Annotated in this window: 20 protein-coding genes; 14 read left to right on the top strand and 6 right to left on the bottom strand. The window is 69.4% G+C overall.

Annotation, left to right across the window (positions count from 1 at the left end):
• Positions 1–565 precede the first annotated feature (565 nt).
• A complete protein-coding gene (locus AB0N07_RS43310; protein ID WP_365845110.1) occupies positions 566–1,726 on the top strand; it encodes an acyltransferase family protein in 1,161 nt (386 codons plus the stop codon).
• A 108-nt stretch (positions 1,727–1,834) separates the two neighbouring features.
• On the opposite strand, the gene AB0N07_RS43305 is transcribed toward AB0N07_RS43310, so the two are convergent.
• Positions 1,835–2,296 (bottom strand): HD domain-containing protein, encoded by a 462-nt coding sequence (locus AB0N07_RS43305; RefSeq protein ID WP_365845108.1) that lies wholly within the window; start codon positions 2,294–2,296, stop codon positions 1,835–1,837.
• A gap of 4 nt (positions 2,297–2,300) precedes the next feature.
• A complete protein-coding gene (locus AB0N07_RS43300; RefSeq protein ID WP_365845106.1) occupies positions 2,301–3,491 on the bottom strand; it encodes a PP2C family protein-serine/threonine phosphatase in 1,191 nt (396 codons plus the stop codon).
• Between the two features lie 162 nt (positions 3,492–3,653).
• Between AB0N07_RS43300 and AB0N07_RS43295 the strand changes: the two genes are divergently transcribed.
• Entirely contained in the window at positions 3,654–4,883 is a 1,230-nt protein-coding gene (locus AB0N07_RS43295; RefSeq protein ID WP_365845104.1) for a GNAT family N-acetyltransferase, read from the top strand.
• Between the two features lie 7 nt (positions 4,884–4,890).
• Here the strand turns inward: AB0N07_RS43295 and AB0N07_RS43290 are convergent, their stop codons facing one another.
• Both AB0N07_RS43290 and AB0N07_RS43285 read right to left on the bottom strand, forming a co-directional pair.
• On the bottom strand, positions 4,891–5,700 hold the full coding sequence (locus AB0N07_RS43290) for a DNA-formamidopyrimidine glycosylase family protein (RefSeq protein WP_365845102.1): 810 nt from the start codon (positions 5,698–5,700) through the stop codon (positions 4,891–4,893).
• Between the two features lie 208 nt (positions 5,701–5,908).
• Entirely contained in the window at positions 5,909–6,394 is a 486-nt protein-coding gene (locus AB0N07_RS43285) for a ribose-5-phosphate isomerase (RefSeq protein WP_365845100.1), read from the bottom strand.
• A gap of 215 nt (positions 6,395–6,609) precedes the next feature.
• Between AB0N07_RS43285 and AB0N07_RS43280 the strand changes: the two genes are divergently transcribed.
• Positions 6,610–8,037, top strand: a complete 1,428-nt coding sequence (locus AB0N07_RS43280; RefSeq protein WP_365845098.1) for an amino acid permease — start codon at positions 6,610–6,612, stop codon at positions 8,035–8,037.
• Between the two features lie 18 nt (positions 8,038–8,055).
• Here AB0N07_RS43280 and AB0N07_RS43275 read toward each other — a convergent pair whose 3' ends face one another.
• On the bottom strand, positions 8,056–9,903 hold the full coding sequence (locus tag AB0N07_RS43275; RefSeq protein WP_365845096.1) for a protein kinase: 1,848 nt from the start codon (positions 9,901–9,903) through the stop codon (positions 8,056–8,058).
• Positions 9,904–10,117: 214 nt separating this feature from the next.
• On the opposite strand from AB0N07_RS43275, the gene AB0N07_RS43270 reads away from it, so the two are divergent.
• Positions 10,118–10,849, top strand: coding sequence for an LPXTG cell wall anchor domain-containing protein (locus AB0N07_RS43270; protein ID WP_365845094.1), 732 nt, complete (start codon positions 10,118–10,120; stop codon positions 10,847–10,849).
• A gap of 80 nt (positions 10,850–10,929) precedes the next feature.
• On the top strand, positions 10,930–12,264 hold the full coding sequence (locus tag AB0N07_RS43265; protein WP_365845092.1) for an FAD-binding oxidoreductase: 1,335 nt from the start codon (positions 10,930–10,932) through the stop codon (positions 12,262–12,264).
• Here AB0N07_RS43265 and AB0N07_RS43260 read toward each other — a convergent pair.
• Complete coding sequence (locus AB0N07_RS43260) at positions 12,248–12,826, bottom strand: biotin transporter BioY (RefSeq protein ID WP_365845090.1); 579 nt, start codon at positions 12,824–12,826, stop codon at positions 12,248–12,250. The two genes, AB0N07_RS43265 and AB0N07_RS43260, sit on opposite strands and share 17 nt — an antisense overlap.
• 423 nt (positions 12,827–13,249) lie before the next feature.
• Here AB0N07_RS43260 and AB0N07_RS43255 point away from each other — a divergent pair, with 423 nt between their 5' ends.
• The 9 genes from AB0N07_RS43255 (at position 13,250) to AB0N07_RS43215 (ending at position 22,436) form a co-directional block, all read left to right on the top strand.
• Complete coding sequence (locus AB0N07_RS43255; protein WP_365845088.1) at positions 13,250–14,425, top strand: ROK family protein; 1,176 nt, start codon at positions 13,250–13,252, stop codon at positions 14,423–14,425.
• A gap of 263 nt (positions 14,426–14,688) precedes the next feature.
• A complete protein-coding gene (locus AB0N07_RS43250) occupies positions 14,689–15,756 on the top strand; it encodes an ABC transporter substrate-binding protein (RefSeq protein ID WP_365845086.1) in 1,068 nt (355 codons plus the stop codon).
• Between the two features lie 5 nt (positions 15,757–15,761).
• Complete coding sequence (locus tag AB0N07_RS43245) at positions 15,762–16,610, top strand: ABC transporter permease (RefSeq protein WP_365845084.1); 849 nt, start codon at positions 15,762–15,764, stop codon at positions 16,608–16,610.
• A complete protein-coding gene (locus AB0N07_RS43240) occupies positions 16,586–17,302 on the top strand; it encodes an ABC transporter ATP-binding protein (RefSeq protein ID WP_365845082.1) in 717 nt (238 codons plus the stop codon). Before AB0N07_RS43245 ends, AB0N07_RS43240 begins: the two co-directional genes overlap by 25 nt.
• A gap of 124 nt (positions 17,303–17,426) precedes the next feature.
• Complete coding sequence (locus tag AB0N07_RS43235; protein ID WP_365845080.1) at positions 17,427–18,767, top strand: LLM class flavin-dependent oxidoreductase; 1,341 nt, start codon at positions 17,427–17,429, stop codon at positions 18,765–18,767.
• 15 nt (positions 18,768–18,782) lie between these two features.
• Positions 18,783–19,679: a TauD/TfdA family dioxygenase gene (locus AB0N07_RS43230; RefSeq protein WP_365845078.1), complete on the top strand. Its 897-nt coding sequence runs from the start codon at positions 18,783–18,785 to the stop codon at positions 19,677–19,679.
• A gap of 113 nt (positions 19,680–19,792) precedes the next feature.
• Positions 19,793–21,175 carry an amino acid permease gene (locus tag AB0N07_RS43225; RefSeq protein WP_365845076.1) on the top strand — a complete coding sequence of 461 codons (1,383 nt, stop codon included), beginning with the start codon at positions 19,793–19,795 and terminating at the stop codon, positions 21,173–21,175.
• 107 nt (positions 21,176–21,282) lie between these two features.
• Positions 21,283–21,924, top strand: coding sequence for a superoxide dismutase (locus AB0N07_RS43220; protein ID WP_365845074.1), 642 nt, complete (start codon positions 21,283–21,285; stop codon positions 21,922–21,924).
• 212 nt (positions 21,925–22,136) lie between these two features.
• Complete coding sequence (locus AB0N07_RS43215) at positions 22,137–22,436, top strand: WXG100 family type VII secretion target (protein ID WP_030934419.1); 300 nt, start codon at positions 22,137–22,139, stop codon at positions 22,434–22,436.
• Positions 22,437–22,474 lie beyond the last annotated feature (38 nt).

Below are 22,474 nucleotides of genomic sequence, written 5' to 3'. Positions count from 1 at the left end.
GTGCTGGAAGCGTAGGAACTCCCATCATCGCAGGTCAGCAGGCACCTCTTCCTATTCCTCTGTCCACAGGCCGACTATCACGCGGTGGATCGAGGCTCAGCCATGCGGGCGCGGCACGTCCGAGAGCCCCAACACCCGTTGCTCGCACAGCAATTCGACGGTGCACCCGCACAGGGAATTCAGCGAGATCGTTTCCATGTCCACACAACGTGTTCGCAGGTATTTCGAATTGTCGCCACGGGCACAGCGCAGCTGCCGACACAGGGTCCCTCGAAAGGCCAATGAAACAGACATTCCACTGGAGTCGCTCCCTGGCCATATGCCCCATTTAGTCGGGACGAGTCATGACAACCGGGACACGTAATGGCGTATTGACCGTCGCCTCCATGAGGTTGTCAACTTCCCTCAATCGGGGCACTCAAAGGCAATTGGCAGAGACCACGTGGGGAGTTTTACGAAAACCCACAGACGACGCTAGGGTGCCTCAGATGTTTCACGCTGCCTCGTCCCCCGCACGCGCCGCGAGGTCCGGGATCGTCTCCCCCGTTTTCCGGGGGGAAAGTCTGTGACGAACTCGTTGCACCCGCACGGCCAGAACAGGGCGCCGCTCCCTCCGGCACAGTCGCCGGCGTCGGGAGTGCCGAGTCCGCGCTCACCGCAGAAACAGCAGAGCAATCCCCCGAAACCCGGCAAACAGCGCGACTCGTTCTTCGACAACGCGAAGTACCTGGCGATCGTGCTGGTGGCGATGGGCCACTCCTGGGAACCGCTGAAGGGTGACAGCCGCATCCTGGAGGCCGCGTACACGGTCGTGTACAGCTTCCACATGCCGGCGTTCATCATCATCTCCGGCTACTTCTCGCGCGGTTTCGACATGCGCCCCGACCGCGTCAGACGCCTGATCACCGGCGTTCTCGTGCCGTACATCGTCTTCGAGACCGCGTACACCCTCTTCAAGCGCTACGGCGACCACGACCCGAGCATGACGGTCAGTCTGCTCGACCCCTGGTACCTCACCTGGTTCCTGGTCGCACTGTTCATCTGGCGGCTGACCACCCCGCTGTGGAAGACCCTGCGGTGGCCGCTGCCCGTCGCGCTCGGCATCGCGATGTTCGGGTCGGTCTCGCCGGAGATCGGCAACGACCTCGACCTCCAGCGCGTCCTGCAGTTCCTGCCGTACTTCGTGCTCGGCCTGTACATGAAGCCCGAGCACTTCCGGATGGTGCGTACGCGGAAGATGCGGATCCTGGCGGTGCCGGTCTTCGCGACCGCGCTGGCCTTCGGCTGGTGGGCGGTGCCGCGGATGAACACCGCGTGGTTCTACCACCGGGACTCCGCCCAGGAGTTGGGCGCGCCGTGGTGGACCGGACCGGTCATGGTGCTCGCCATGTTCGGCTGCTCGCTGCTCCTGACCGCCTGCTTCTTCGCCTGGGTGCCGCGCCGGAAGACGTGGTTCACGGCGCTCGGGGCGGGGACGCTCTACGGCTATCTGCTGCACGGGTTCCTGGTGAAGGCCGGGGAGTTCTACGGCTGGTTCGAGCCGAAGTGGTTGCACCGGCCGTTGGGTGAGATCTTTGTGACGGTGGTGTTTGCCGGGGCTGTCACGTTGTTGTGTACTTCGCCGGTGCGGCGGGTGTTCAAGGGCGTGATGGAGCCCGAGATGAGGTGGGCCTTCCGGCCGGAGGCGGCGGAAGGTGCGCGGGGGCGCGAGACGGCCGGCGCCTGAGTGTTTGCCCCGATGTGCCGGTCGGCGTCTGCGGGTTCGTCGTGGCTTGTCGCGCCCGCGCGGCGGAGCCGCATGTCGACACAGCCCCGCGCCCCTAGATACCTGCTGCTAGGCCAGGCCGAGAAGTGCGCGCATTCGTGCGTACTTCTCGGTCAACCTCTTACGGGTTGCCTCGTCGGTGAGGCGGGCCAGGCGGGCCGGATCCGCATTGTGTGCCAGGTCCGCTTCCTTCACCAGGCGGGCGCCCGGCGTGGACAGGATCCGTTCGGCGTATGCTTCCGGGCTCTCCCCCGGGCGCTTCGTGACCGCCAGGACGATGTTCTTCGTGCGCGGGGTCAGAGGGGCCTCTTCCAGCCATTGCCCGGAGAGAGCGTCGTCCTCCACGGCGTCGTGGAGCCAGGCTGCCGCTATCTGGTCCTCGTCGCCGCCGCGTGTGCGTACGCCGTCGGCGACCGCCTGGAGGTGCTCGGCGTAGGGGCGTCCCGCCTTGTCCGTCTGGCCTTCGTGGGCGGCGCGGGCGGTGGCTTCGACTTCGGTGAGGGGCATCGGCCCCCGAGGGGTTTCGGTCATCGGCTCAGCCCAGGGTCGGCGGCTGGGAGGTGGCCGTGGGGCCCTCCCGGCAGATCAGCAGGAGTGCGCGGTCGTCGTTGACGTCCTTCGCGACCGCCTCGATGAGGTGCCAGGCGGCGCCGTGGAAGCCGCCGGCGACGTAGCGGTCGGCCTCACCCGTGAGACGGTCGATGCCCTCGACGATGTCCCGGTCGGACGTCTCCACCAGGCCGTCTGTGAACAGCATCAACACGTCCCCGGGGCGCAGCGAGCCCTTCACGGGGTCGAACTGCGCGCCGTCGTACACACCCAGGAGCGGGCCCTCGGCCGCCTTCTCCTCCCAGCGGCCGCTGCCCGCGCTGAGCTGGAGGCCCGGCGGATGACCCGCGGAGTAGAGCTCGTAGTCGCCGGAGTCGAGGTCCAGGACGAGGTGGATCGAGGTCGCGAATCCCTCGTCCCAGTCCTGGCGGAGCAGATAGCCGTTGGCCGCCGGGAGGAACGCGTGCGGGGGCAGGGAGCCGAGGAGTCCGCCGAACGCCCCCGACAGGAGCAGGGCGCGCGAGCCCGCGTCCATGCCCTTTCCGGAGACATCCGTCAGGACGACCTCCAATGTGCGGCCGCCGTTGGTACGGGCGGCGACCACGAAGTCGCCCGAGAAGGACTGGCCGCCCGCCGGACGCAGCGCCATCTCACGGTGCCAGCCGACCGGCAGCAGCGGCAGCTTGCTCTGCACCCGGATGCGTTCGCGCAGGTCGAAGAGCATGGTGCCGCCGCGCCGCCAGGGCACGCCGACCCGGCTGCGGAACTGGGCGATGAGCAGACCGAAGAACCCGCAGGCGGCCACCACCAGCACGACGCCAGGGGTGACACGGGAAGGGCCCTCCGTGTAGGGCCCCAGTTTCACCGACTCCACGATCAGCGCCGTGGCCGCGGCCGCGTACAGACCGAGCAGGCTCGCGGGGCGCAGCAGCAGGCCGCCCGCGACGATCGGCAGGACCAGTACGGCCGGGGAGCACCAGACGGAGTTGGCGAGCGTGACGGAGGCGATCAGCGGGACGGTGAGGAGCAGACCGGCGAGCGCGACCCAGTCCGAGCCGTCCCCCCGGAAGTAGTCCACGGCGCTTCTGCGCAGGCCGACGCGGACCCGGTGCCACTGCATCTTCAACCGGGCCGTGAACGTCTCGGCTGCTGCGCGCCGCTCTCGTCCTGCTGCCATTAGTTCGGGACCCTATCCATCGGACCAGCTGCTTGGCACGGGAGGTCCCACTTGTCCCCCGTCCGAGGTTCAACTTCACAGTGAACTTCACAGAAAGCCGTGGCGGGTCCGCCAAGGCGAAATTCCCTCGCTCCTCCCGCAATGCCCTGGTAGGCATGGTTCATGGGGACTGACTTGCGCGTGCTGCGCCGGGAAGACTGGGACGAGTGGTACGACAACCTGATCCGCGCCTTCGGCGGGATTCCGGAGTCGGCCGAGGAACGGGCGCTGTTTCGTGAGCTCACCGAGACGGACCGTTCCATCGGTACCTGGGACGGTGATGCGTGCGTCGGGACTGCGGGCGCGTTCTCCTTCCGGCTGACCGTGCCCGGCGGGGCCGCGGTGCCTGCGGCGGGCGTGACCATGGTGTCCGTGGCCGCGACGCACCGGCGGCGCGGGGTGCTGACGTCCATGATGCGGCGGCAGTTGGACGACGTACGGTCCTGGGGCGAGCCGCTGGCCGTCCTGACGGCGTCCGAACCTGCGATCTACGGACGATTCGGGTACGGCGTCGGGACGTACCACGTCAACGCCGAGATCGACACGACCCGTGTACGGCTGTCCGTGCCGCTCGGCACCGATGACGTACGGCTGCGGTACGCCGAGCCGGCCGACGTACTCGACGCGTGCGAGGCGGTGTACGCCCAACTGGTCGCGCGGCGGCCCGGGATGGTGGCGCGCATTGCGGGCTGGGAGCGGTTGTGGCTGCTCGACCCGGAGAGTGAGCGCGACGGTGCGTCGCCGCTGCAGTGCGTGCTCGCGGAGCGGGACGGCGAGGTCGTCGGGTACGCCCGCTTCCGGATCAAGGGGGACTGGGAGGCTGCCGGCCCCAAGGGGACGGTCGTCGTACAGGACGTGGACGCTTTGGACCCGGCGGCGCACGCGGCGTTGTGGCGGTTCCTGTTCGAGATCGACCTGACGTCGAGGATCGACGCACGGCGGCGGCCGCTGGACGAGCCGTGGCAGCACATGGTGTCCGACATCCGCCGCTGCTCGCTGTTGGTCCGGGACTCACTGCACGTGCGGCTGGTGGACGTCGGCGCCGCGCTGCAGGCGCGCACGTATCAGGCGCCGGTGGACGTGGTGCTGGAGGTCGAGGACGCCTTCTGCCCCTGGAACGAGGGCCGTTGGCGGCTGACCGGCGACCCGAAGGGCGCATCGTGCGAGCGTACGGCGGACGCCGCCGATCTCGCCCTGTCCGTAAGGGAGTTGGGCTCGGCGTACCTCGGTGGGGTCCCGCTGGCCTCGCTTGCGGCGGCCGGCCGGGTGCGCGAGCTGCGCCAGGGCGCACTGACGGAGGCGTCGCTCGCGTTCGGCTCGGCGGTGGCGCCCTGGCTGCCGCACGGGTTCTAGCGGCGCGTCAGCGCTGTTGGCAGGTGGGGCACCAGAAGAGGTTGCGGGCGGCGAGGTCGGCGGTGCGGATCTCGCCGGCGCAGATGTGGCAGGGGAGGGTGGCCCGGCGGTAGACGTACACCTCGCCGCCGTGGTCGTCGACGCGCGGCGGGCGGCCCATGGCCTCAGGGGTGTGTTCCGGGCGGACGGTGTCGATGCGGTTGTTGCGGACCCCCTCGTGCATCAGCTCGACCAGGTCGGACCAGATCGCGTCCCACTCGGCGGGTGTGACCTCCCGGCCGGGGCGGTAGGGGTCGATGCCGTGGCGGAAGAGGACCTCGGCGCGGTAGACGTTGCCGACGCCTGCGATCACCTTCTGGTCCATGAGGAGTGCCGCGATCGTCGTACGGCTGCGGGTGATGCGCCGGTACGCCGTCTGCGGGTCGGCGTCCTCGCGCAGGGGGTCGGGGCCGAGGCGGGCGTGTATCGCGTTCTTCTCGGTGTCCGTGATCAGGGCGCAGGTCGTGGGGCCGCGGAGGTCCACGTATGAGGTGTTGTTCGCGAGGCGGAGGCGGACGGTGTCCGTGGGCGGGGGCGCCGGGGCGTCGCCGAAGGCGACCTTGCCGAAGAGGCCGAGGTGGATGTGGACCCAGTCGGTGTCCCGGAAGCCCAGGAAGAGGTGTTTGCCGTGGGCGTCGGTGTGGGTGAGTTCGGCGGTGTCGAGGAGTTCCGCGGCGTCGGAGAACTTGCCCTGGGGGCTGGTGACGTGGGGGCGCGTGCCGAGGAAGCGGGCGGCGTAGTCCTTGGCCAAACGGTGAATCGTGTGCCCCTCAGGCACAGTGGCTCCTGTTCGTCTGCGGGTGGGGCGGGCGTGGGTTTGTTCGCCCCCGCCGCCCTCACCCGTTCCCGTCCCCGGGGACTGCCGCCCCTTCGACCCCGTCCAGAGGGCTCCGCCCCCTGGACCCCCTGTCGGCCTGAACGGCCTCGTCCTCAAACGCCGGACGGGCTGAAAAGCTGAAAGACTCCGGCGCCGGACGAGGTGGAAGTTACTGCTGCGGGTGGTGGGGCGGGATCGGGGGGAGGTCGCCCGTCGTCTCGTAGGCCGCGAGCATGTCGATTCGGCGGATGTGGCGGGCGTCCTCGGAGAACGGGGTACCCAGGAAGGTCTCGACGAACTTGGTCGCCTCCTCCTGGGTGTGCATGCGTGCGCCCACCGCCACGACGTTGGCGTTGTTGTGCTGGCGGCCGAGGGACGCCGTCTCCTCGCTCCAGGCGAGGGCCGCGCGGACGCCCTTGACCTTGTTCGCGGCGATCTGCTCGCCGTTGCCGGAACCGCCGATCACGATGCCGAGGGAGTCGGGGTCCGCGGCCGTCCGCTCCGCGGCGCGGAGGCAGAAGGGCGGGTAGTCGTCCTGGGCGTCGTAGATGTGGGGGCCGCAGTCGACGGGGTCGTGGCCTGCCGCCTTGAGCCACTCGACGAGGTGGTTCTTGAGTTCGAAGCCCGCATGGTCGGAGCCGAGATACACGCGCATGGTTCCGAGTGTGACATGGCTGTTTCCGGGCGGCAGCCTCGGGTGGCGGCCGGGAGGGCCGGGGTTCAGCGCAACGACCCCTGCCAAGGAACCTCAAGGAAACCTCAAGTAACGATCTGGATTCAAAGGTTCACGAATTCCTTTGCCTCCGTTTCACTGGACCAACTCGTACGCGACCCGTACGGGACCGCTCACCCGGCGCAAAGGAATTCCCCATGACTGGTCTCCAGGCCGGACTGAAGAACCGCCATCTGTCGATGATCGCCATCGGTGGCGTCATCGGCGCCGGCCTCTTCGTCGGCTCCAGCTCCGGTATCGCCACCGCGGGACCGGGCATCCTCCTGTCGTACGCCCTCGTCGGCACGCTCGTCGTCCTTGTGATGCGCATGCTCGGCGAGATGTCCGCCGCCAACCCGACCTCCGGCTCGTTCTCGGCGCACGCGGACCGGGCGCTCGGCCGTTGGGCCGGCTTCTCCATCGGCTGGCTCTACTGGTTCTTCTGGGTCGTGGTGCTCGCGGTGGAGGCCACCGCCGGGGCCAAGATCCTGGCGGGATGGGTGCCGGCCGTTCCGCAGTGGGGCTGGGCGCTGATCGTGATGGCGGTGCTGACTGCCACCAACCTCGTCTCGGTCGGCTCCTACGGCGAGTTCGAGTTCTGGTTCGCCGGGATCAAGGTCGTCGCGATCGGTGCGTTCATCGTGGTCGGCGGGCTCGCGGTCTTCGGTGTGCTGCCGGGCGTGGACAGCCACAAGGCCGGCCTGAGCAACCTCACCGGTCACGGCGGCTTCCTGCCCAACGGGCCCGGCGCGATCCTCACCGGCGTACTGCTGGTCGTCTTCTCCTTCATGGGCAGCGAGATCGCGACGCTGGCCGCCGGTGAGTCGGAGGACCCGCAGCGGGCCGTCACCAAGTCGACCAACAGCATCATCTGGCGTATCGGCGTCTTCTACCTGGGCTCGATCTTCGTCGTCGTGACGCTGCTGCCGTGGAACGACCCGTCGATCAAGAAGCAGGGCTCCTACGTCGCCGCCCTCGACTCCCTCGGGATCGCACACGCCGGTCAGATCATGAACTTCATCGTGCTGACGTCGGTGCTGTCCTGTCTCAACTCGGGTCTGTACACGGCCTCCCGGATGGCCTTCTCGCTCGGTGAGCGGGGGGACGCGCCGAAGGCGTTCGCCAGGACCACCTCGCGGGGCGTTCCGATGGCCGCGATCGTCGCCTCCGTCGTCTTCGGCTTCGTCGCCGTGTTCTTCAACTACAAGTTCCCGGACTCGGTCTTCCTCTTCCTGGTCAACTCCAGTGGTGCAGTGGCGCTGTTCGTGTGGCTGGCCATCTGCTTCTCGCAGCTGCGGATGCGGAAGATCATCCAGGCCGAGGCGCCGGAGAAGCTGGTCGTGAAGATGTGGCTGTACCCGTATCTGACCTGGGCGACGGCCGCGCTGATCGTGTTCGTGCTCGGTTACATGCTCACGGACACGGAGCACGACGGGCGCGAGACCGTACTGCTGTCGCTGCTGGTCGCGGCGGTCGTGCTGGTCGTCGCCGTGGTGAAGGAGAAGGTGCGCGGGGGCAGCCGGGCGGCTGTCGCGGGCGCGTCCTCGGCGGAGGCGCAGGGCCAGGACAAGGTCACGGCCGGCTGACGCCCCTCGCGGCACCGCTCACAGCACCGTGAAGCCGTCCTTGACCCTGTCGTAGGTCTTGAGCGCCTGGGTCTCGGTCTCGGGCTGGTACCAGGTGTTGATCTGGTACGACTTCCCGTCCTGGTCGAAGCCCAGCAGCCGGGCGTGCCAGGGTGTGCCCTTCATGGTGAAGGTGTACTCCCAGACCACGGCCGGGTTGCCGCGGAACGTCGTCTTCTCCAGGCGGATCTTCCGGTAGTCCTGGCCCTGGTGGGCGTCCTGCTCCGACTTCTGCCAGGTCTCCATCAGGTCGCCGCGGGCGAGGGACGACTTGGCCACCAGCTCCTGTGTGCCGTCCGGGGACGTGTAGTGCACCTCCGCCCCCGTCTTCAGATCCCGCCGCCAGCCCTGCGGCGGCGCCCACGCGAACCCGCCTGCCTCCCGATGCGCACCCGGAGGCAGGCTCTGCGGCCTGGACGTGCCTTCCACCGTGGGCGACGGGCTGCCGGCGGACGTGGTGGCGGACGTCGTCGGTGCGGTCGAGGAGCCTGCCTGGTCGCCGCCGGGTGATCGGGAGTTCGTCAGAAGGAGTACGGCGACGACGGCGCCGGCCGCCACCAGGCCGACGGCGGACACGAGTACGGCACGGTGGCGACTGCGGTGAGGGCCGTCGGAGCCGTTGCGATGTGCGGAATTGGCGGACGAGGTCTCGGAGCGGGCCTCCGAGCGCAGCTCGGAGGGGACTTCGGTGGAGGCGTTGGGGAGCTGCACGGGTACTGAGGGCGCGGAGGGGGTCGGGGCTGCTACCGGGGGGGGGGCCGGGGGGCGCTCTCGGCGGAAGTCGTAGGTCGGTCCTTGGGGTATCGCGTCCTCGATGGGGGCGGGCGCGGGTTGCCTGGGGTCGCGTGCGGCGCGTACGAGACGGGTGTCCAGGTAGGGCGGGGTCGGCTCCTCGCTGGAGGCGCCGGCCCCGCCGGGCTGCTCGGGCTCGGCTTCGGCAGCCGCCGGGCTCGGATCGGCACTCTCGCCCGGTTCGGTCCCGGGTGGCTCCGGAGACTCGGACGGCTCTTCCGCATCCGTCGGTCGTGGTGCCGGGTACGCGACCGGGCGCAGGGCCTCCTCCACGTCGGGCAGGGCCGGGCGGACCGCCGGCTCCTTCTCCAGCAGGGCGGCAAGTACGTCTCGCAGGGGGCCTGCCGCGGCGGGGAGTCGGGGCTCCTCGTAGAGGACCGCGTGCAGGGTGGCCAGGGTCGTGTCGCGGGAGAAGGGGGAGCGGCCGCCCAGGGCCGCGCAGAGTGTCGCGCCCAGCGACCACACGTCCGACGGCGGGCCCTGGGGGCGGCCGGAGATGCGTTCGGGGGCCATGTAGTCGGGGGAGCCGACGAGCATGCCGACCATGGTGAGCGCCTTGGCGTCCTGGATCGCGGCGATGCCGAAGTCGGTGAGGACGATGCGCCGGCCGCCGTCCTCGACCAGGACGTTCCCCGGTTTGATGTCCCGGTGCAGGACACCGCGTGCGTGCACCTGGCGCAGCGCCGCCACCAGACCGAGCCCGATCCGTGCCGTCTCACCCGGTCCCAGCGGCCCCTCCTCCACCATGATCCGTTCGAGGGAGCGGCCGCCGACCAACTCCATGACGATCCACAGGCGTTCGCCCTCGTCGACCACGTCGTAGACCCGAACGACATTGGGATGGTCGATCCGGGCGGTGGCCCTGGCCTCCCGCAGTGTGCGTTCGCGGCGGGTGCGGGCGTCCTCCGCGTCCAGGCCGTCTATGCGCATCTCCTTGACGGCGACCGGGCGGTCGAGCATCTCGTCGGTGGCTCGCCACACCCGCCCCATTCCTCCCTGCCCGATGCTTTCGACCAACCGATAGCGCCCCGTCACCAGCAACCCTGGGAATCCGCCACTTCTCGTATTTCCCGGCAATCCGCTGCACCCCCTCAGCCACCGAAATTCTCTCAGCTGTCTTGATTACCTCGGCCGCACCCCGACTGAAACACAATGGTCACACTTCGCGGCGTACCAGCATAGTGCGGAGAAATCTTGTGGTAGCTCTTCAAGTACTGCGAATTCAGGCGCAGCCAAGGGGGATGTGAACATGAGTTCTCGTCGCACGACGACCATCGCGGGATCGCTGGTCGCGGCATCTTTTTCGGCGGTGATGATCCTTTCCTTCACCGCCAGCGCGGACGACCAGGGGCCCGGCAGCAGCAAGGGGGGAAAGGCCGTCGACGAGGCACCGGCAGGCGTGAGGCTGACCACGCTCCTGCCCTCCAGGATCTCGGTCGACAATGGCTCGCAGAAAACGGCACTCACCGCCACGGTGAAGAACGAAGGGACCAAGGACAGCGGAAAGATCCAGCTTCTGGTCGTCGGATTCGACGGCCTCACGGTCAAGAGTGCTCAAGGCTGCTCCAAGATTGACGGGAAGAACCTTCCGGCCGGCTCGAACAGCGGTTTCTCCTGCCCGATCGACAATCTCGCGGCCAGCAAGTCCAAGTCATTTGCCGTCGACGCCACATACGACCTGCGCAAGACCGGCAAGATCTGCCTTCCCGTGCAGTCCGGCGACGGGAAGAAGACGTACTGGCAGCAGGGCCCGGTTCCGTTCGGTACGACCAATCCGTCGCCGAACGCCCCGGCCACCCCGCTGCTCCTCGGCACCGACAACAAGCCGGTGGCCCCGGCCGGCGGCAGCGAGCTGCCGAAGACCGGTGTCGGGCGCGATGTCCTGCCGCTGGGCGCGGCGGGCGCGTCGCTGGTCGCGGCCGGTGCGGCGGGGCTGTGGTGGTCCTCCCGGCGGCCGACCCCGCAGCGGCTGCGCGGCTGAGCCCCCTCGGGCACACCGGTCGCCACTTCGCCCGCATAACCTGACGGTAATTGTCAGGTTATGCGGGCACGATGCGTTTCATGAACTTCGCCGACCACACCGCCGACCTGCTCGCTCTCCGTCCCGGCGACCCCGGCTACGACGACGAACTCGCAGGCTTCCAGACCGGGTTCGCCCAGCGTCCCGCCGTCGTCTTCACCGCGGCCTCGGCCGAGGACGTGAACGCGGCCGTACGGTATGCGGCCGAACACAACGTGCCGATCGGCGTCCAGGCCACCGGGCACGGGCTGCCCGGCGCCTGTGCGGGCGGGGTGCTGGTGACGACGAGGCGGATGGACCGGGTGACCGTCGACCCCGAGGCACGCACCGCGCGCGTGCAGGCGGGCGTCCGCTGGGGGCAGGTCGTGGCGGCCGCCGAGCCGTATGGTCTGGCCCCGCTCAACGGATCCGCGCCGAGCGTCGGCGCCGTCTCCTACACACTGAGCGGCGGACTGTCCATCCTGGCCAGGGAGTTCGGGTACGCGGCCGACCACGTGCGCTCCCTGGACCTCGTCACGGCCGACGGCCGGCTCCGGCAGGTGACCCGGGAGTCCGACCCCGATCTGTACTGGGCCCTGCTCGGCGGCGGTCACAACTTCGGCATCGTCACCGAGCTGGAGATCGGCCTGGTACCCGTGAGGACGCTCTACGGCGGTTCGCTCGCGTTCGACGGCCGCGAGGTCGACCCGGCGGCCCTGCTGCGGGCGTACGAGGAGTGGACGCGGACCGTGCCCGACGGGCTGACCTCGTCCTTCGCGGCCGTACCGTATCCGGACATCCCGGCGTTGCCGCCGCAGCTGCGCGGTCGGTACGTCGTCTCCGTGCGCGTCGCGTACACCGGCACCGGTGGTGAGCAACTCGTCGCTCCACTGCGGGAGTCGGGGCCCGTGCTCGCCGACTCGTTGCGCGAGATGCCGTATGCCGAGAGCCACACCATCCACAGCGACCCGGACTTCCCGCATGCGTACTACGGGGACAGTGCGGTGCTGAGCGAGCTGGATGTGGAGCGGGCCGGTGAGGTGCTCGCCGCCGTCGGGCCGGATGCCGGTGGTCCGATGTGCGTCCTGCAGATCAACCACCTGGGTGGGGCACTCGCCCGGCCCGCGCCGAACTCGGTGCCGTACCGCGAAGGGCGTTTCCTGGTGCGGCTGCTGGCGGTGGGCGACCGGGACGCGGCGCGCGCGGTGCTGGACCCGGCGTTCGCGCTGCTCGCCCCGGTCACGATCGGGCGTGCGCTCAACTTCGCCTTCGGTGCCGGGGACCGGACGGACGGGCTGTACGACGCCGGAACGCAGAAGAGGCTCGCCGAGCTGAAGTCGTCGTACGACCCGGCGAACCTCTTCTGCAGGAACTACAACCTCAGCGCTTGTCGATGAGCTTCCAGGCGGTGGGCAGGACGCCCATCGCCAGGGCGGCCTTGAGGGCGTCGCCGATCAGGAACGGGGTGAGACCGGCCGCGACCGCCGTGGACGCGGACATGTCGGCGGCGTAGGCCAGGTACGGGACGCCGACGGCGTAGATGACCGCCTCGCCGAGCAGCATGGTGCCGGCCATGCGCAGCACGGAGCGGTCGGCGCCACGGCGGGCCAGGGCGCCCACGACGGTGGACGCGAGGAGCATGCCGAGGATGTAGCCGAAGGAGACGGAGACACCGGAGCTGCCGCCCGCGAACCACGGCACGCCGGCGAGTCCGGCAAGCGCGTACAGCACGAGCGAGGCGAGACCACGGCTCGCGCCGAGCGTCGTGCCGACCAGCAGCGCGGCGAAGGTCTGGCCGGTCACCGGCACCGGGGAGCCCGGGACGGGCACGGAGATCTGGGCCGCGAGGCCGGTGAGCGCGGCGCCGCCGAGCACGAGTGCCACGTCCCGGACGCGGGACGCTGGCAGGAGGTCGGCGAGGACCTCGCGGGGGCGGACGGTGGCGGCAGCGGTGCTCATGGGGACTCCGCGGGTGACGGGGACATGCTGGGACACGATGACGCTATCCCAGCGACATCGAGCCGATCACCGTCAGCGGTCGACAAAGGGTGAGACAGGGGCTTGGTGGGCTCTACACAAAGAGTGCTGGTTACACCCGGTTCGGCGTGATGCCGGTCACGGAGGCAGGGAGGCCGCGCTCACCCGGCCGGAGGCAGGCAGGTCTGTAGGGTCTCACCAAATGAATCCTAGTGGTCTGGCCGGATTCACCTTTTCTGGCCTACCCTTCGAGCCATGGTTGCCCAGGCCCGGAACTTCACGTCGCGTCGCTATGTCGACCTGCGACGCCAGGGTGCTGCCACCTGTCGCCGTCCGGTGTGAGGCGGGCCGCGGCACGCCTCGACCTCCGAGACGTGTCGGCCCCGTTCCCGAGGACGGTCTCCCATGCCCTCTGCCCCGGCATCCACCCTTGCGTCCCCTGCGTCCCCTTCCACCCGTCGCCGTACCAGCGCGAGCGTCGTGCTGCGGTCCGTGCTGGAGCACGGTCCGGTGGCCCGCAGCACCATCGCCCGGCTGACCGGTCTGTCGCCGGCGTCGGTGACGGACTACTGCGCCCGGTTCGCCGAACTGGGCCTGATCCGCGAGTCGGCCGTGCCCCGGCGCTCGAACGGGGTGGGCCGCCCGCATGTCCCCGTCGACCTGGACGACTCCCGTTTCGTGGTCGGCGGGGTGCATGTGGCGGTGCCGTACACCACGGTCGCGCTGCTCGATCTGCGCGGCCGGGTGGTGGCGCGGAGCGAGTTGAAGCACGAGCGCACCGATCCCGGCTCGGTGCTGGCCCGGGCCGCCGAAGGGTTCGGGGCGCTGCTGGCCGGCAACCCCCGGTGCAGAGCTCTCGGTGTCGGCGTGGCCGTCGGCGGCTGGGTGGACCGGGAGTCCGGGACCGTCGTGGAGCACGCGCTGCTCGGCTGGCGGGAGGTGGCCGTGCGGGAGGTGCTCGGCGAGCGCACCGGGCTGCCCGTCCATGTGGACGGCCACGCGCGGGCGCTGGTCAACGCGGAGCGGCTGTTCGGGCGGGCGCGGGGCAGCGGGAGCATGCTGCATCTGTTCGTCGGCAACGTCGTCGACGCGGCGTTCGCCACCCATGACGAGGTGCACCACGGGCCCCGCTCCCAGGCGGGCGCCATCGCGCATCTGCCGGTACCGGGCGGCACGGAGCCCTGCGCCTGCGGGCGGACCGGCTGCCTGCAGGCCGAGTTGAGCGAGCGGACGCTGTGCCGACGGGCGCGGGAGGCGGGCGTGACGGACGGCGTGAACCCCATGCATGTGGTCGCGGCGGCCGCCGCGGACGATCCCGAGGCCGTACGGCTGCTGGTGCAGCGGGCGGGGGCGATCGGGCGGGCGGCGCGGCTGCTGCTCGATGTGCTCAATCCGGAGACGGTGGTCGTGACGGAGGTCGGGATCATTCACCGGGAGGACTGCCTGAACGCGTTGCGCGAAGGGGTCGGCGACGAGCGTGCCGCGGCCGTGGTGCCGACGAGTTTTCCGGATTCGGTGCTCGCGGTGGCGGGCGGTTCGGTGGCCCTCGATGTGCTCTACCGGGATCCGCTGGCCGCTTGACCTGAGGCTATTTAATTCAGAATCGCCGAATATTGACAGGCCTCGGCGCCGACCAGGAACATCGTACCCATGAGCCCGATCGTGAGCTGTCGCACCCTTTGTTGCTGACACGTTGCCGCGTGTGAAGCGCTCATTTCTTCCTGCGTAAATACCGCGGAATTCCCTCCCCCTGGCTCTCTCCTGCCGGAATTCCGCATGCGCTCTTCCCTGCTGCGCTCCCTCTTTTCTGCGCTCGTTCCCTCTGAACTTCACGGAGTCCTGCCATGCCCTCCTCTCTCGTGCCGGGTCTCGACCGACGGCTCTTTCTCACTTCAGTGCTCGGTGCCGCAGCCGGTGTCGCCGGTCTGACCGGCTGCGCGGGCGGCAGTGCATCCGCCGACAGCAAGCGCGTCTCGACCGCGCCGCTCGCCGACAAGGTTCCGGCCGGTACGAGCCTGAAGATCGCCTCCTATCAGAACACCGAGCAACTCCAGTTCACATTGGCCAAGTTGGGCGACCTGCCGTTCAAGGTGTCGAACTGGTTGAACATCGGCGCAGGCCCTGATGTGATCAACGCTTTCCGCGCCAAATCCCTGGACGTCGCCAACAACGCCGGAATCCCGCCGATCCAGGCGCACTACCAGGGCTTCGACGCGAAGATCGTCGCGATCAACATCACCCGCAAGCCCAATTACCTCTTCGCCACCAAGCCCGGCAGCGACATCCGGTCGGTCGCCGACTTCACGGGCAAGAAGCTCGCCTTCTCGCAGGGCCAGGCCCAAGGTGTCGTGCTCCTGCGGGCGTTGAAGAAGGCGGGCCTCAAGTACGACGAGGTCGACCTCGTCCCGCTGACCAGCAACCAGTTCCTGACGGCCCTGCAGTCCGGCCAGGTGGACATCGCGCCGCTCGCCAACCAGCAGGCGCCCGCCTATCTCGGGCAGTACGCCTCCAAGGGCGCCCACGCCATCACCACGGACGTCGTCGACCTCCTCAACCTGCTGTGGGCGCCGGTCTCCGTGCTCAACGACCCCGCGAAGGCCGCCGCGGTCGCCGCGTACATCCCGTACTGGGCCAAGGGCCAGGTCTGGACGTACGAGAACCCCGACGCCTGGAACGAGGAGTTCTACGTCAAGACGCAGAACCTGACCCTCGCGCAGGCCCGGGGCATCAGCAAGCTCGCCAACAAGCCGCTGTTCCCTCCGAGTTGGACCGAGGCGATCAAGTGGGAGCAGGAGACCGCCGATCTGCTGGCGGAGGGCGGCTTCGTGAAGAAGTTCGACGTCTCCTCGCTCTTCGACCACCGCTTCGAGTCCATCGCCGCCAAGGCCGTGCCGGCGGAGTACCGGAGGTGACCGCGATGACCACCACCACGCCCACCGCGCTCCCGGCGCAGGCTCGGGAACAACAGAGTCGTCCCGCACGGCGCCGCCGCCGCGGCCTGTCCCCCGGCAGGCGGCTGCCCGCCTCCCGGCTGATCGGCCCGGCGCTCTTCCTCGCCCTGTGGGCCGCCGCCTCGGCCGCCGGACGGCTCGACCCGGCCGCGATCCCCGCGCCCTGGACGGTGCTGCGGACCGCGGGCCGGCTGTGGACCTCGGGGACGCTGCCCACGGACATCCTGACCTCCCTCGAACGGGCCGCGTACGGCTTCACGATCGGTCTGGCGGCCGGGGTCGTGCTGGCGCTGGCCGCCGGCCTCAGCCGGGTCGGCGAGGCGCTGATCGACGGGACGGTGAACCTCAACCGGGCGATCCCGACCCTCGGTCTGATCCCGCTGTTCATCCTCTGGCTGGGCATCGGCGAGGCGTTCAAGATCGCGATCATCGCGATCGTCGTCTACGTCCCGATCTATCTGAACACGCACTCCGCGCTGTCCGGCATCGACAGCCGCTTCGTCGAACTCGCCGAGGTGCAGGGGCTGTCCCGCTTCCAGTTCATCCGCCAGATCGTCATACCCGGCGCCCTGCCCGGATTCTTCGTGGGACTCCGGCTCGGGGTGACCGGCTCCTGGCTGGGCCTGGTGGTCCTGGAGCAGATCAACGCCACCAGCGGGCTCGGCTACATGATGTTCCAGGCCCAGAACTACGGCCAGTCCGACGTCATCCTCGTCGGCCTGGCCGTCTACGGGATCTTCGGCCTGGTCTCCGACAGCGCGGTCCGTCTCATCGAACGGAGGGTGCTGTCATGGCGCCGCACACTGAACAGCTGACCCGGCCGACGGTCCAACTCCGGGGGCTCACCCGGTCGTTCGAGGGGCGGACCGTCCTCGACGGCATCGACCTCGACATCCCGGCGGGACAGTTCACGGCCCTGCTCGGGCACAGCGGCTCCGGCAAGAGCACGCTGCTGCGGGCGATCGCGGGCCTGGACCACAAGGTCGCGGGCAGCGGGCAGCTCACGGCCCCGGAGCAGGTGTCCGTGGTCTTCCAGGACTCCCGGCTGCTGCCCTGGCGCCGGGTCCTGGACAACGTACTCCTCGGCCTGGACGGCAAGGACGCCGAGCAGAAGGGCCGGGAAGCCCTGGCCGAGGTGGGCCTGAAGGGCCGCGAACGGGCCTGGCCGAACGAGCTGTCCGGCGGCGAGGCGCAGCGGGCGGCGCTCGCGCGGTCGCTGGTCCGCGAACCCGAACTGCTGCTGGCCGATGAGCCGTTCGGCGCGTTGGACGCACTTACGCGCATCAAGATGCAGGCCCTGCTGCGGGAGCTGTGGAAGCGGCATCAGCCGTCCGTGCTGCTTGTCACCCATGACGTGGACGAGGCGATCGTGCTCGCCGACCGGGTGCTTGTGCTCGACTCCGGGCGGATCTCGGTCGATCTGGCCATCGACCGGGAGGCGGCGGCGCGCGGCGAGTACCGGGAGCGGTTGCTTGCGGCGCTGGGCGTCACCGAGGGGGTGCGGTGACCGCCACCGGGGGCTGCCGCCCCCAGGCCCCCGCTGTCGGCCCTTGAGGGGCCTCGTCCTCAAACGCCGGACGGGCTGAATTGCGCACCCGGCACTCGCAGGTTCCCGTAGCAAAGGACACCCCATGCCCCGCCAGCTCCATCTCAACGCCTTCCTCATGAGCACCGGCCATCACGAAGCCTCGTGGCGGCTGCCCGAGAGCGATCCGTATGCGCACGTCGAGCTGGACCACTACGTGCGGCTCGCCCGGATCGCCGAACGCGGCACCTTCGACTCCCTCTTCCTCGCCGACGGGCCGCAGCTGTGGGGCAATCTCGCCCAGCGCCCCGCGGGCGCCCTGGAGCCGCTCACCCTGCTGACCGCACTGGCGACGGCCACCGAGCACATCGGGCTGATCGCCACCGCCTCCACCTCGTACAACTCCCCCTACAACCTGGCCCGCAAGTTCGCCTCCCTGGACATCATCAGCGGCGGCCGCGCCGGCTGGAACATCGTCACCACGGCGGGTGCCGAGGCCGCGCGCAACTTCGGTCTGGAGCACGAGCCCGCCCACGCCGACCGGTACGCCCGCGCCGCCGAGTTCCTCGACGTGGCGCTGAAGCTCTGGGACAGCTGGGAGGACGACGCCATCGTCGGCGACAAGGCGGCCGGCGTCTGGGGCGACGACGCGAAGATCCATCCTCCCCGGCACAAGGGGACGTACTTCAGCGTCGAGGGCGCGCTCAACGTCCCCCGCTCGCCCCAGGGTTACCCGCTGCTGGTGCAGGCGGGGTCGAGCGAGGACGGGAAGACGTTCGCCGCGCGCTACGCGGAGGCGGTGTTCACCGCCCAGCAGACCCTGGCCGACGCCCAGGCCTTCTACGCCGACCTCAAGTCCCGCACGGCGGCGGCCGGCCGGGACCCCGGGCACATCAAGGTGCTGCCCGGGATCGTGCCGGTCATCGGGTCCACGGAGGCCGAGGCGCGGGCGAACGAGCAGGTCCTGGAGGACCACATCGTGTACACGCACGGCGTGGACCGTCTGGAGCGTCTTCTCCAGCTCCCGGAAGGGACGCTGGAGTTGGACTCCCGACTGCCGGCCGACCTGCCGCCCGAGGACGCCATCGAGGGCGCCAAGAGCCGCTACACCCTCATCGTCGAACTCGCCCGGCGCGAGCGCCTCACCGTCCGGCAGCTGGTCGGCCGGCTCGGCGGCGGACGCGGCCACCTCACCTTCGCGGGCACGCCCGAGCAGGTGGCCGACGCGATCGAGACGTGGTTCACGCAGGGCGCCGCCGACGGGTTCAACATCATGCCCGCCGTGCTGCCCTCCGGGCTCGAGACCTTCGTCGACCAGGTCGTCCCGATCCTCCGCACCCGAGGCCTGCTCCGCGCGGAGTACGGCCCCCGCCAGACCCTCCGGGAGCGCTACGGCCTCCCCCGCCCCGCCAACCAGTACTCCACCCAGGAACCCTCCCTCGTCTGAAAGGACCGGCCCCCCGTGCCAAGCATCGAAATCCAGAAGGTCACCGCCCACACCGGCGCCCGTGTCTCCGGCGTCGACATCTCCAAGCCGCTCGACGAGGAGACGACCGCCGCCGTCCGCGAGGCCCTCAACGTCCACAAGGCGCTCGTCTTCGACGACGTGAACCTCGACGACGCCGGCCAGCAGGCCTTCGTCCGCCACCTCGGCGACATCACCACCGCCCACCCGACGGTCTCCTCCGTGGACGGCGTCCCGAACGTGCTGCCCGTCGACAGCGAGCGCGGCCGCGCCGCCAACCACTGGCACACGGACGTCACCTTCGTGCTGAACCCGCCGCAGGCCAGCACCCTGCGCTCGATCACGATCCCGCCGTACGGCGGCGAGACCCTGATCGCCAACTCGGCGGCCGCCTACCGCCAACTCCCCGACTCGCTCCGCCAGTTGGCGGACACGCTGTGGGCGGAGCACACCAACGACTACGACTACGCCGTACCGGAGGAGGAGCTCGACGAGCAGCAGGCCGCCCAGCGCGCCCAGTTCACCTCGATCAAGTACCGCACGGTCCACCCGGTGGTCCGCGTGCACCCGCTGACCGGTGAGCGCGGGCTGTTCATCGGCGGGTTCGCGCAGCGCATCGTCGGCCTGTCGCCGGGCGAGTCCCGCAAGATCCTCGATCTGCTGCAGGCGTATGTCACCCGGCCGGAGAACATCCTGCGTCACCGCTGGTCGGAGAACCAGCTGGTCCTCTTCGACAACCGCATCACCCAGCACTACGCCATCGACAACTACGACGGTCTGCCGCGCCGCCTGCACCGGGTGACCGTCGCAGGTGACATCCCGGTCGGCATCGAGGGCAAGGAGAGCTACTCGATCGAGGGCGACGCCTCGCACTACACCTCCGTAGCCGCATAGTCACAGCACGTACCGGGTGCGTCCGGATAATGGGCGGTCTCTCCTGCTGAGCGGGGAGGCCGCCCAGACTGTGGGCGTTTTTGCCCATCTCATGGACTGGACGAGCCGCGCCCATGCCCAGCAGCACCACCGAGGTCGCCACGCCGCCGCAGGCGGACGCCGACGCCACCCTGTCCCACGGCCTGAAGCAGCGCCATCTGTCGATGATCGCCCTCGGCGGGGTCATCGGCGCCGGGCTGTTCGTCGGTTCCGGCGCGGGTATCGCCGCCGCCGGACCCTCCATCGTCGTCGCCTACACGCTCTCCGGTCTCCTCGTGATGCTGGTGATGCGGATGCTCGGCGAGATGTCGGCCGCGTATCCGTCGTCGGGTTCGTTCTCGGCGCATGCGGAACGGGCGATCGGGCCCTGGGCGGGCTTCACCGCGGGCTGGTCCTTCTGGGTGCTGCTGTGCACGGCGGTCGGCCTGGAGGGCATCGGCGCCGCGAAGATCGTGACGGGCTGGCTGCCGCACACGCCCGAGTGGGGCTGGGTGGCCCTGTTCATGGTCGTGTTCTGTGTCGCGAACCTGGCCGCGGTGAAGAACTTCGGCGAGTTCGAGTTCTGGTTCGCGGCCCTGAAGGTCGGCGCGATCAGCCTGTTCCTGGTACTGGGGATCCTCGCCATCGCGGGCGTGCTCCCCGGCACGGACGCCCCGGGCACGGCGAACCTCACCGAGTTCCTGCCGAACGGCAGCGAGGGCCTGATCGTCGGCGTGCTCGCCTCGATCTTCGCGTACGGCGGCCTGGAGACCGTCACCATCGCGGCGGCCGAGTCGCAGGACCCGGTGCGGGGCGTGGCAAGCGCCGTCCGTACGGCGATGTGGCGCATCGCGCTGTTCTACATCGGCTCGATGGCGGTCATCGTGACGCTCGTCCCCTGGGACTCCAAGGACGTCGTCGAGAAGGGCCCGTACGTCGCCGCCCTCGACCACCTGGGCATCCCGGGCGCCGGACAGCTCATGAACGTGGTCGTCCTGGTCGCCCTGCTGTCGGCCATGAACGCCAACATCTACGGCTCCTCACGGATCGCCTACTCCCTCGTCGAGCGCGGCCAGGGCCCGAAGGTGCTGGGCCGGGTGTCGGGCGGAGTCCCGCGGATCGCCGTCCTCGCCTCCTCCGTCTTCGGCTTCGTCTGCGTCGTCCTCAGCTACTGGCGCCCGGACGACGTCTTCCCCTGGCTGCTGGACATGATCGGGGCGGTGATCCTGGTCGTCTGGATCTTCATCGCGGTCAGCCAGCTGCGGCTGCGGGCCCGGCTGAACCGGGAGGCGCCCGAGAAGCTTGCGGTCCGGATGTGGGCGTTCCCGTGGCTGACCTGGGTGGCGCTGGCGGGCATGGCGGCCATCTTCGTCCTGATGGCCCGGGAGCCCGGCACCCGGGTGCAGCTCTACTACACCGGCGGGATGACGGCCGTGCTGGCGGCCGTGGGATACGCACGGCAGCGGGCCAGGCACTGACGACAGCCGCCCCGCGAAGAAGCCCCCCGCGTACACACGGGGGGGCTTCTTGTTGCTAGCGTGCAGTTGCAAGTCACTTGCAATAAGAGTTCCGGAGGGGACCCCCCATGCCCGTCTACACGCTTCCTGACCTGCCGTACGACTACTCCGCACTCGCGCCCGTGATCAGCCCCGAGATCATCGAGCTGCACCACGACAAGCACCACGCGGCGTATGTGAAGGGCGCCAACGACACACTGGAGCAACTCGCTCAGGCACGGGACAAGGAGTCGTGGGCGGCGGTCAACTGTCTTGAGAAGAACCTGGCGTTCCATCTGTCCGGGCACATCCTGCACTCGATCTACTGGCAGAACATGACCGGTGACGGCGGTGGTGAGCCGCTGGCGGCGGACGGCGTGGGCGAGCTCGCGGACGCGATCGCCGAGTCCTTCGGATCGTTCGCCGGCTTCCGGGCGCAGCTGTCGAAGGCCGCCGCCACCACCCAGGGCTCGGGCTGGGGCGTCCTCGCGTACGAGCCGCTGAGCGGTCGGCTGATCGTCGAGCAGGTCTACGACCACCAGGGCAATGTCGGGCAGGGCTCGGTGCCGATCCTCGTCTTCGACGCCTGGGAGCACGCCTTCTACCTCCAGTACCGGAACCAGAAGGTGGACTTCGTCGAGGCGATGTGGCGGGTCGTCAACTGGCAGGACGTGGCGCGGCGTTACGAGGCCGCGAAGTCCCGTGCGGATGTGCTGCTGTTCGCCCCCTGAGCCCGTGAAGCGTCCTGCCGCGTGATCGTCTTCTCACCTTTCACGTAGCGGGCGGATGAAGAGGAAGGCCCTCGCGAGGACGTGACTCGCGAGGGCCTTCCTTTTTCGTCACCGTTCCGCAACAGGCATGAACCGCCCTGGCAGGTGCCCCGTAGAGCCGGGTGTGAGCGGCCGAGCGGCCGCGGCGATCCGGAACGAGAGAAGGAACCGACATGGCCGGCGGCAACATCAAGATCAGCCCGGACGAGATGCGGGAGGCGTCGACGTGGCTGCAGCACCAGAAGGAACTGATGCAGCAGAGCCTCCACGAGGCCAACACCAAGATGGACGAGATGGTCGAGGCGGCTTACGCGACGCCGGGCTCCGAGAGCAAGTTCCGTCCGTTCTGGGAGGAGTACAAGAACGGCACCGAGAAGGCCATTGAGGGCCTTCAGGGCGTCAGCGAGTTCATCAAGCAGGTCGCCGACGCGTTCGTCGACACCGACGACCAGACGTCCGGCGCCATCGGCTGACTTCTTGGCAACGGCCGGGTTCCGCGGCGTTCCGTCGC

This window comes from Streptomyces sp. NPDC051172, assembly GCF_040682555.1.
Lineage (GTDB): Bacteria > Actinomycetota > Actinomycetes > Streptomycetales > Streptomycetaceae > Streptomyces.
Note: the sequence above shows the minus strand (reverse complement) of the source record. Positions and strands in the feature narration are given on the sequence as shown.

Bases quoted from the DNA above. Each gene is read 5' to 3' on its own strand.
- AB0N07_RS43305 (WP_365845108.1), bottom strand. From the start codon at position 2,296: ATGACCGAAACCCCTCGGGGGCCGATGCCCCTCACCGAAGTCGAAGCC.
- AB0N07_RS43300 (WP_365845106.1), bottom strand. From the start codon at position 3,491: ATGGCAGCAGGACGAGAGCGGCGCGCAGCAGCCGAGACGTTCACGGCC.
- AB0N07_RS43295 (WP_365845104.1), top strand. From the start codon at position 3,654: ATGGGGACTGACTTGCGCGTGCTGCGCCGGGAAGACTGGGACGAGTGG.
- AB0N07_RS43285 (WP_365845100.1), bottom strand. From the start codon at position 6,394: ATGCGCGTGTATCTCGGCTCCGACCATGCGGGCTTCGAACTCAAGAAC.
- AB0N07_RS43280 (WP_365845098.1), top strand. From the start codon at position 6,610: ATGACTGGTCTCCAGGCCGGACTGAAGAACCGCCATCTGTCGATGATC.
- AB0N07_RS43270 (WP_365845094.1), top strand. From the start codon at position 10,118: ATGAGTTCTCGTCGCACGACGACCATCGCGGGATCGCTGGTCGCGGCA.
- AB0N07_RS43265 (WP_365845092.1), top strand. From the start codon at position 10,930: ATGAACTTCGCCGACCACACCGCCGACCTGCTCGCTCTCCGTCCCGGC.
- AB0N07_RS43260 (WP_365845090.1), bottom strand. From the start codon at position 12,826: ATGAGCACCGCTGCCGCCACCGTCCGCCCCCGCGAGGTCCTCGCCGAC.
- AB0N07_RS43255 (WP_365845088.1), top strand. From the start codon at position 13,250: ATGCCCTCTGCCCCGGCATCCACCCTTGCGTCCCCTGCGTCCCCTTCC.
- AB0N07_RS43250 (WP_365845086.1), top strand. From the start codon at position 14,689: ATGCCCTCCTCTCTCGTGCCGGGTCTCGACCGACGGCTCTTTCTCACT.
- AB0N07_RS43245 (WP_365845084.1), top strand. From the start codon at position 15,762: ATGACCACCACCACGCCCACCGCGCTCCCGGCGCAGGCTCGGGAACAA.
- AB0N07_RS43240 (WP_365845082.1), top strand. From the start codon at position 16,586: ATGGCGCCGCACACTGAACAGCTGACCCGGCCGACGGTCCAACTCCGG.
- AB0N07_RS43235 (WP_365845080.1), top strand. From the start codon at position 17,427: ATGCCCCGCCAGCTCCATCTCAACGCCTTCCTCATGAGCACCGGCCAT.
- AB0N07_RS43225 (WP_365845076.1), top strand. From the start codon at position 19,793: ATGCCCAGCAGCACCACCGAGGTCGCCACGCCGCCGCAGGCGGACGCC.
- AB0N07_RS43220 (WP_365845074.1), top strand. From the start codon at position 21,283: ATGCCCGTCTACACGCTTCCTGACCTGCCGTACGACTACTCCGCACTC.
- AB0N07_RS43215 (WP_030934419.1), top strand. From the start codon at position 22,137: ATGGCCGGCGGCAACATCAAGATCAGCCCGGACGAGATGCGGGAGGCG.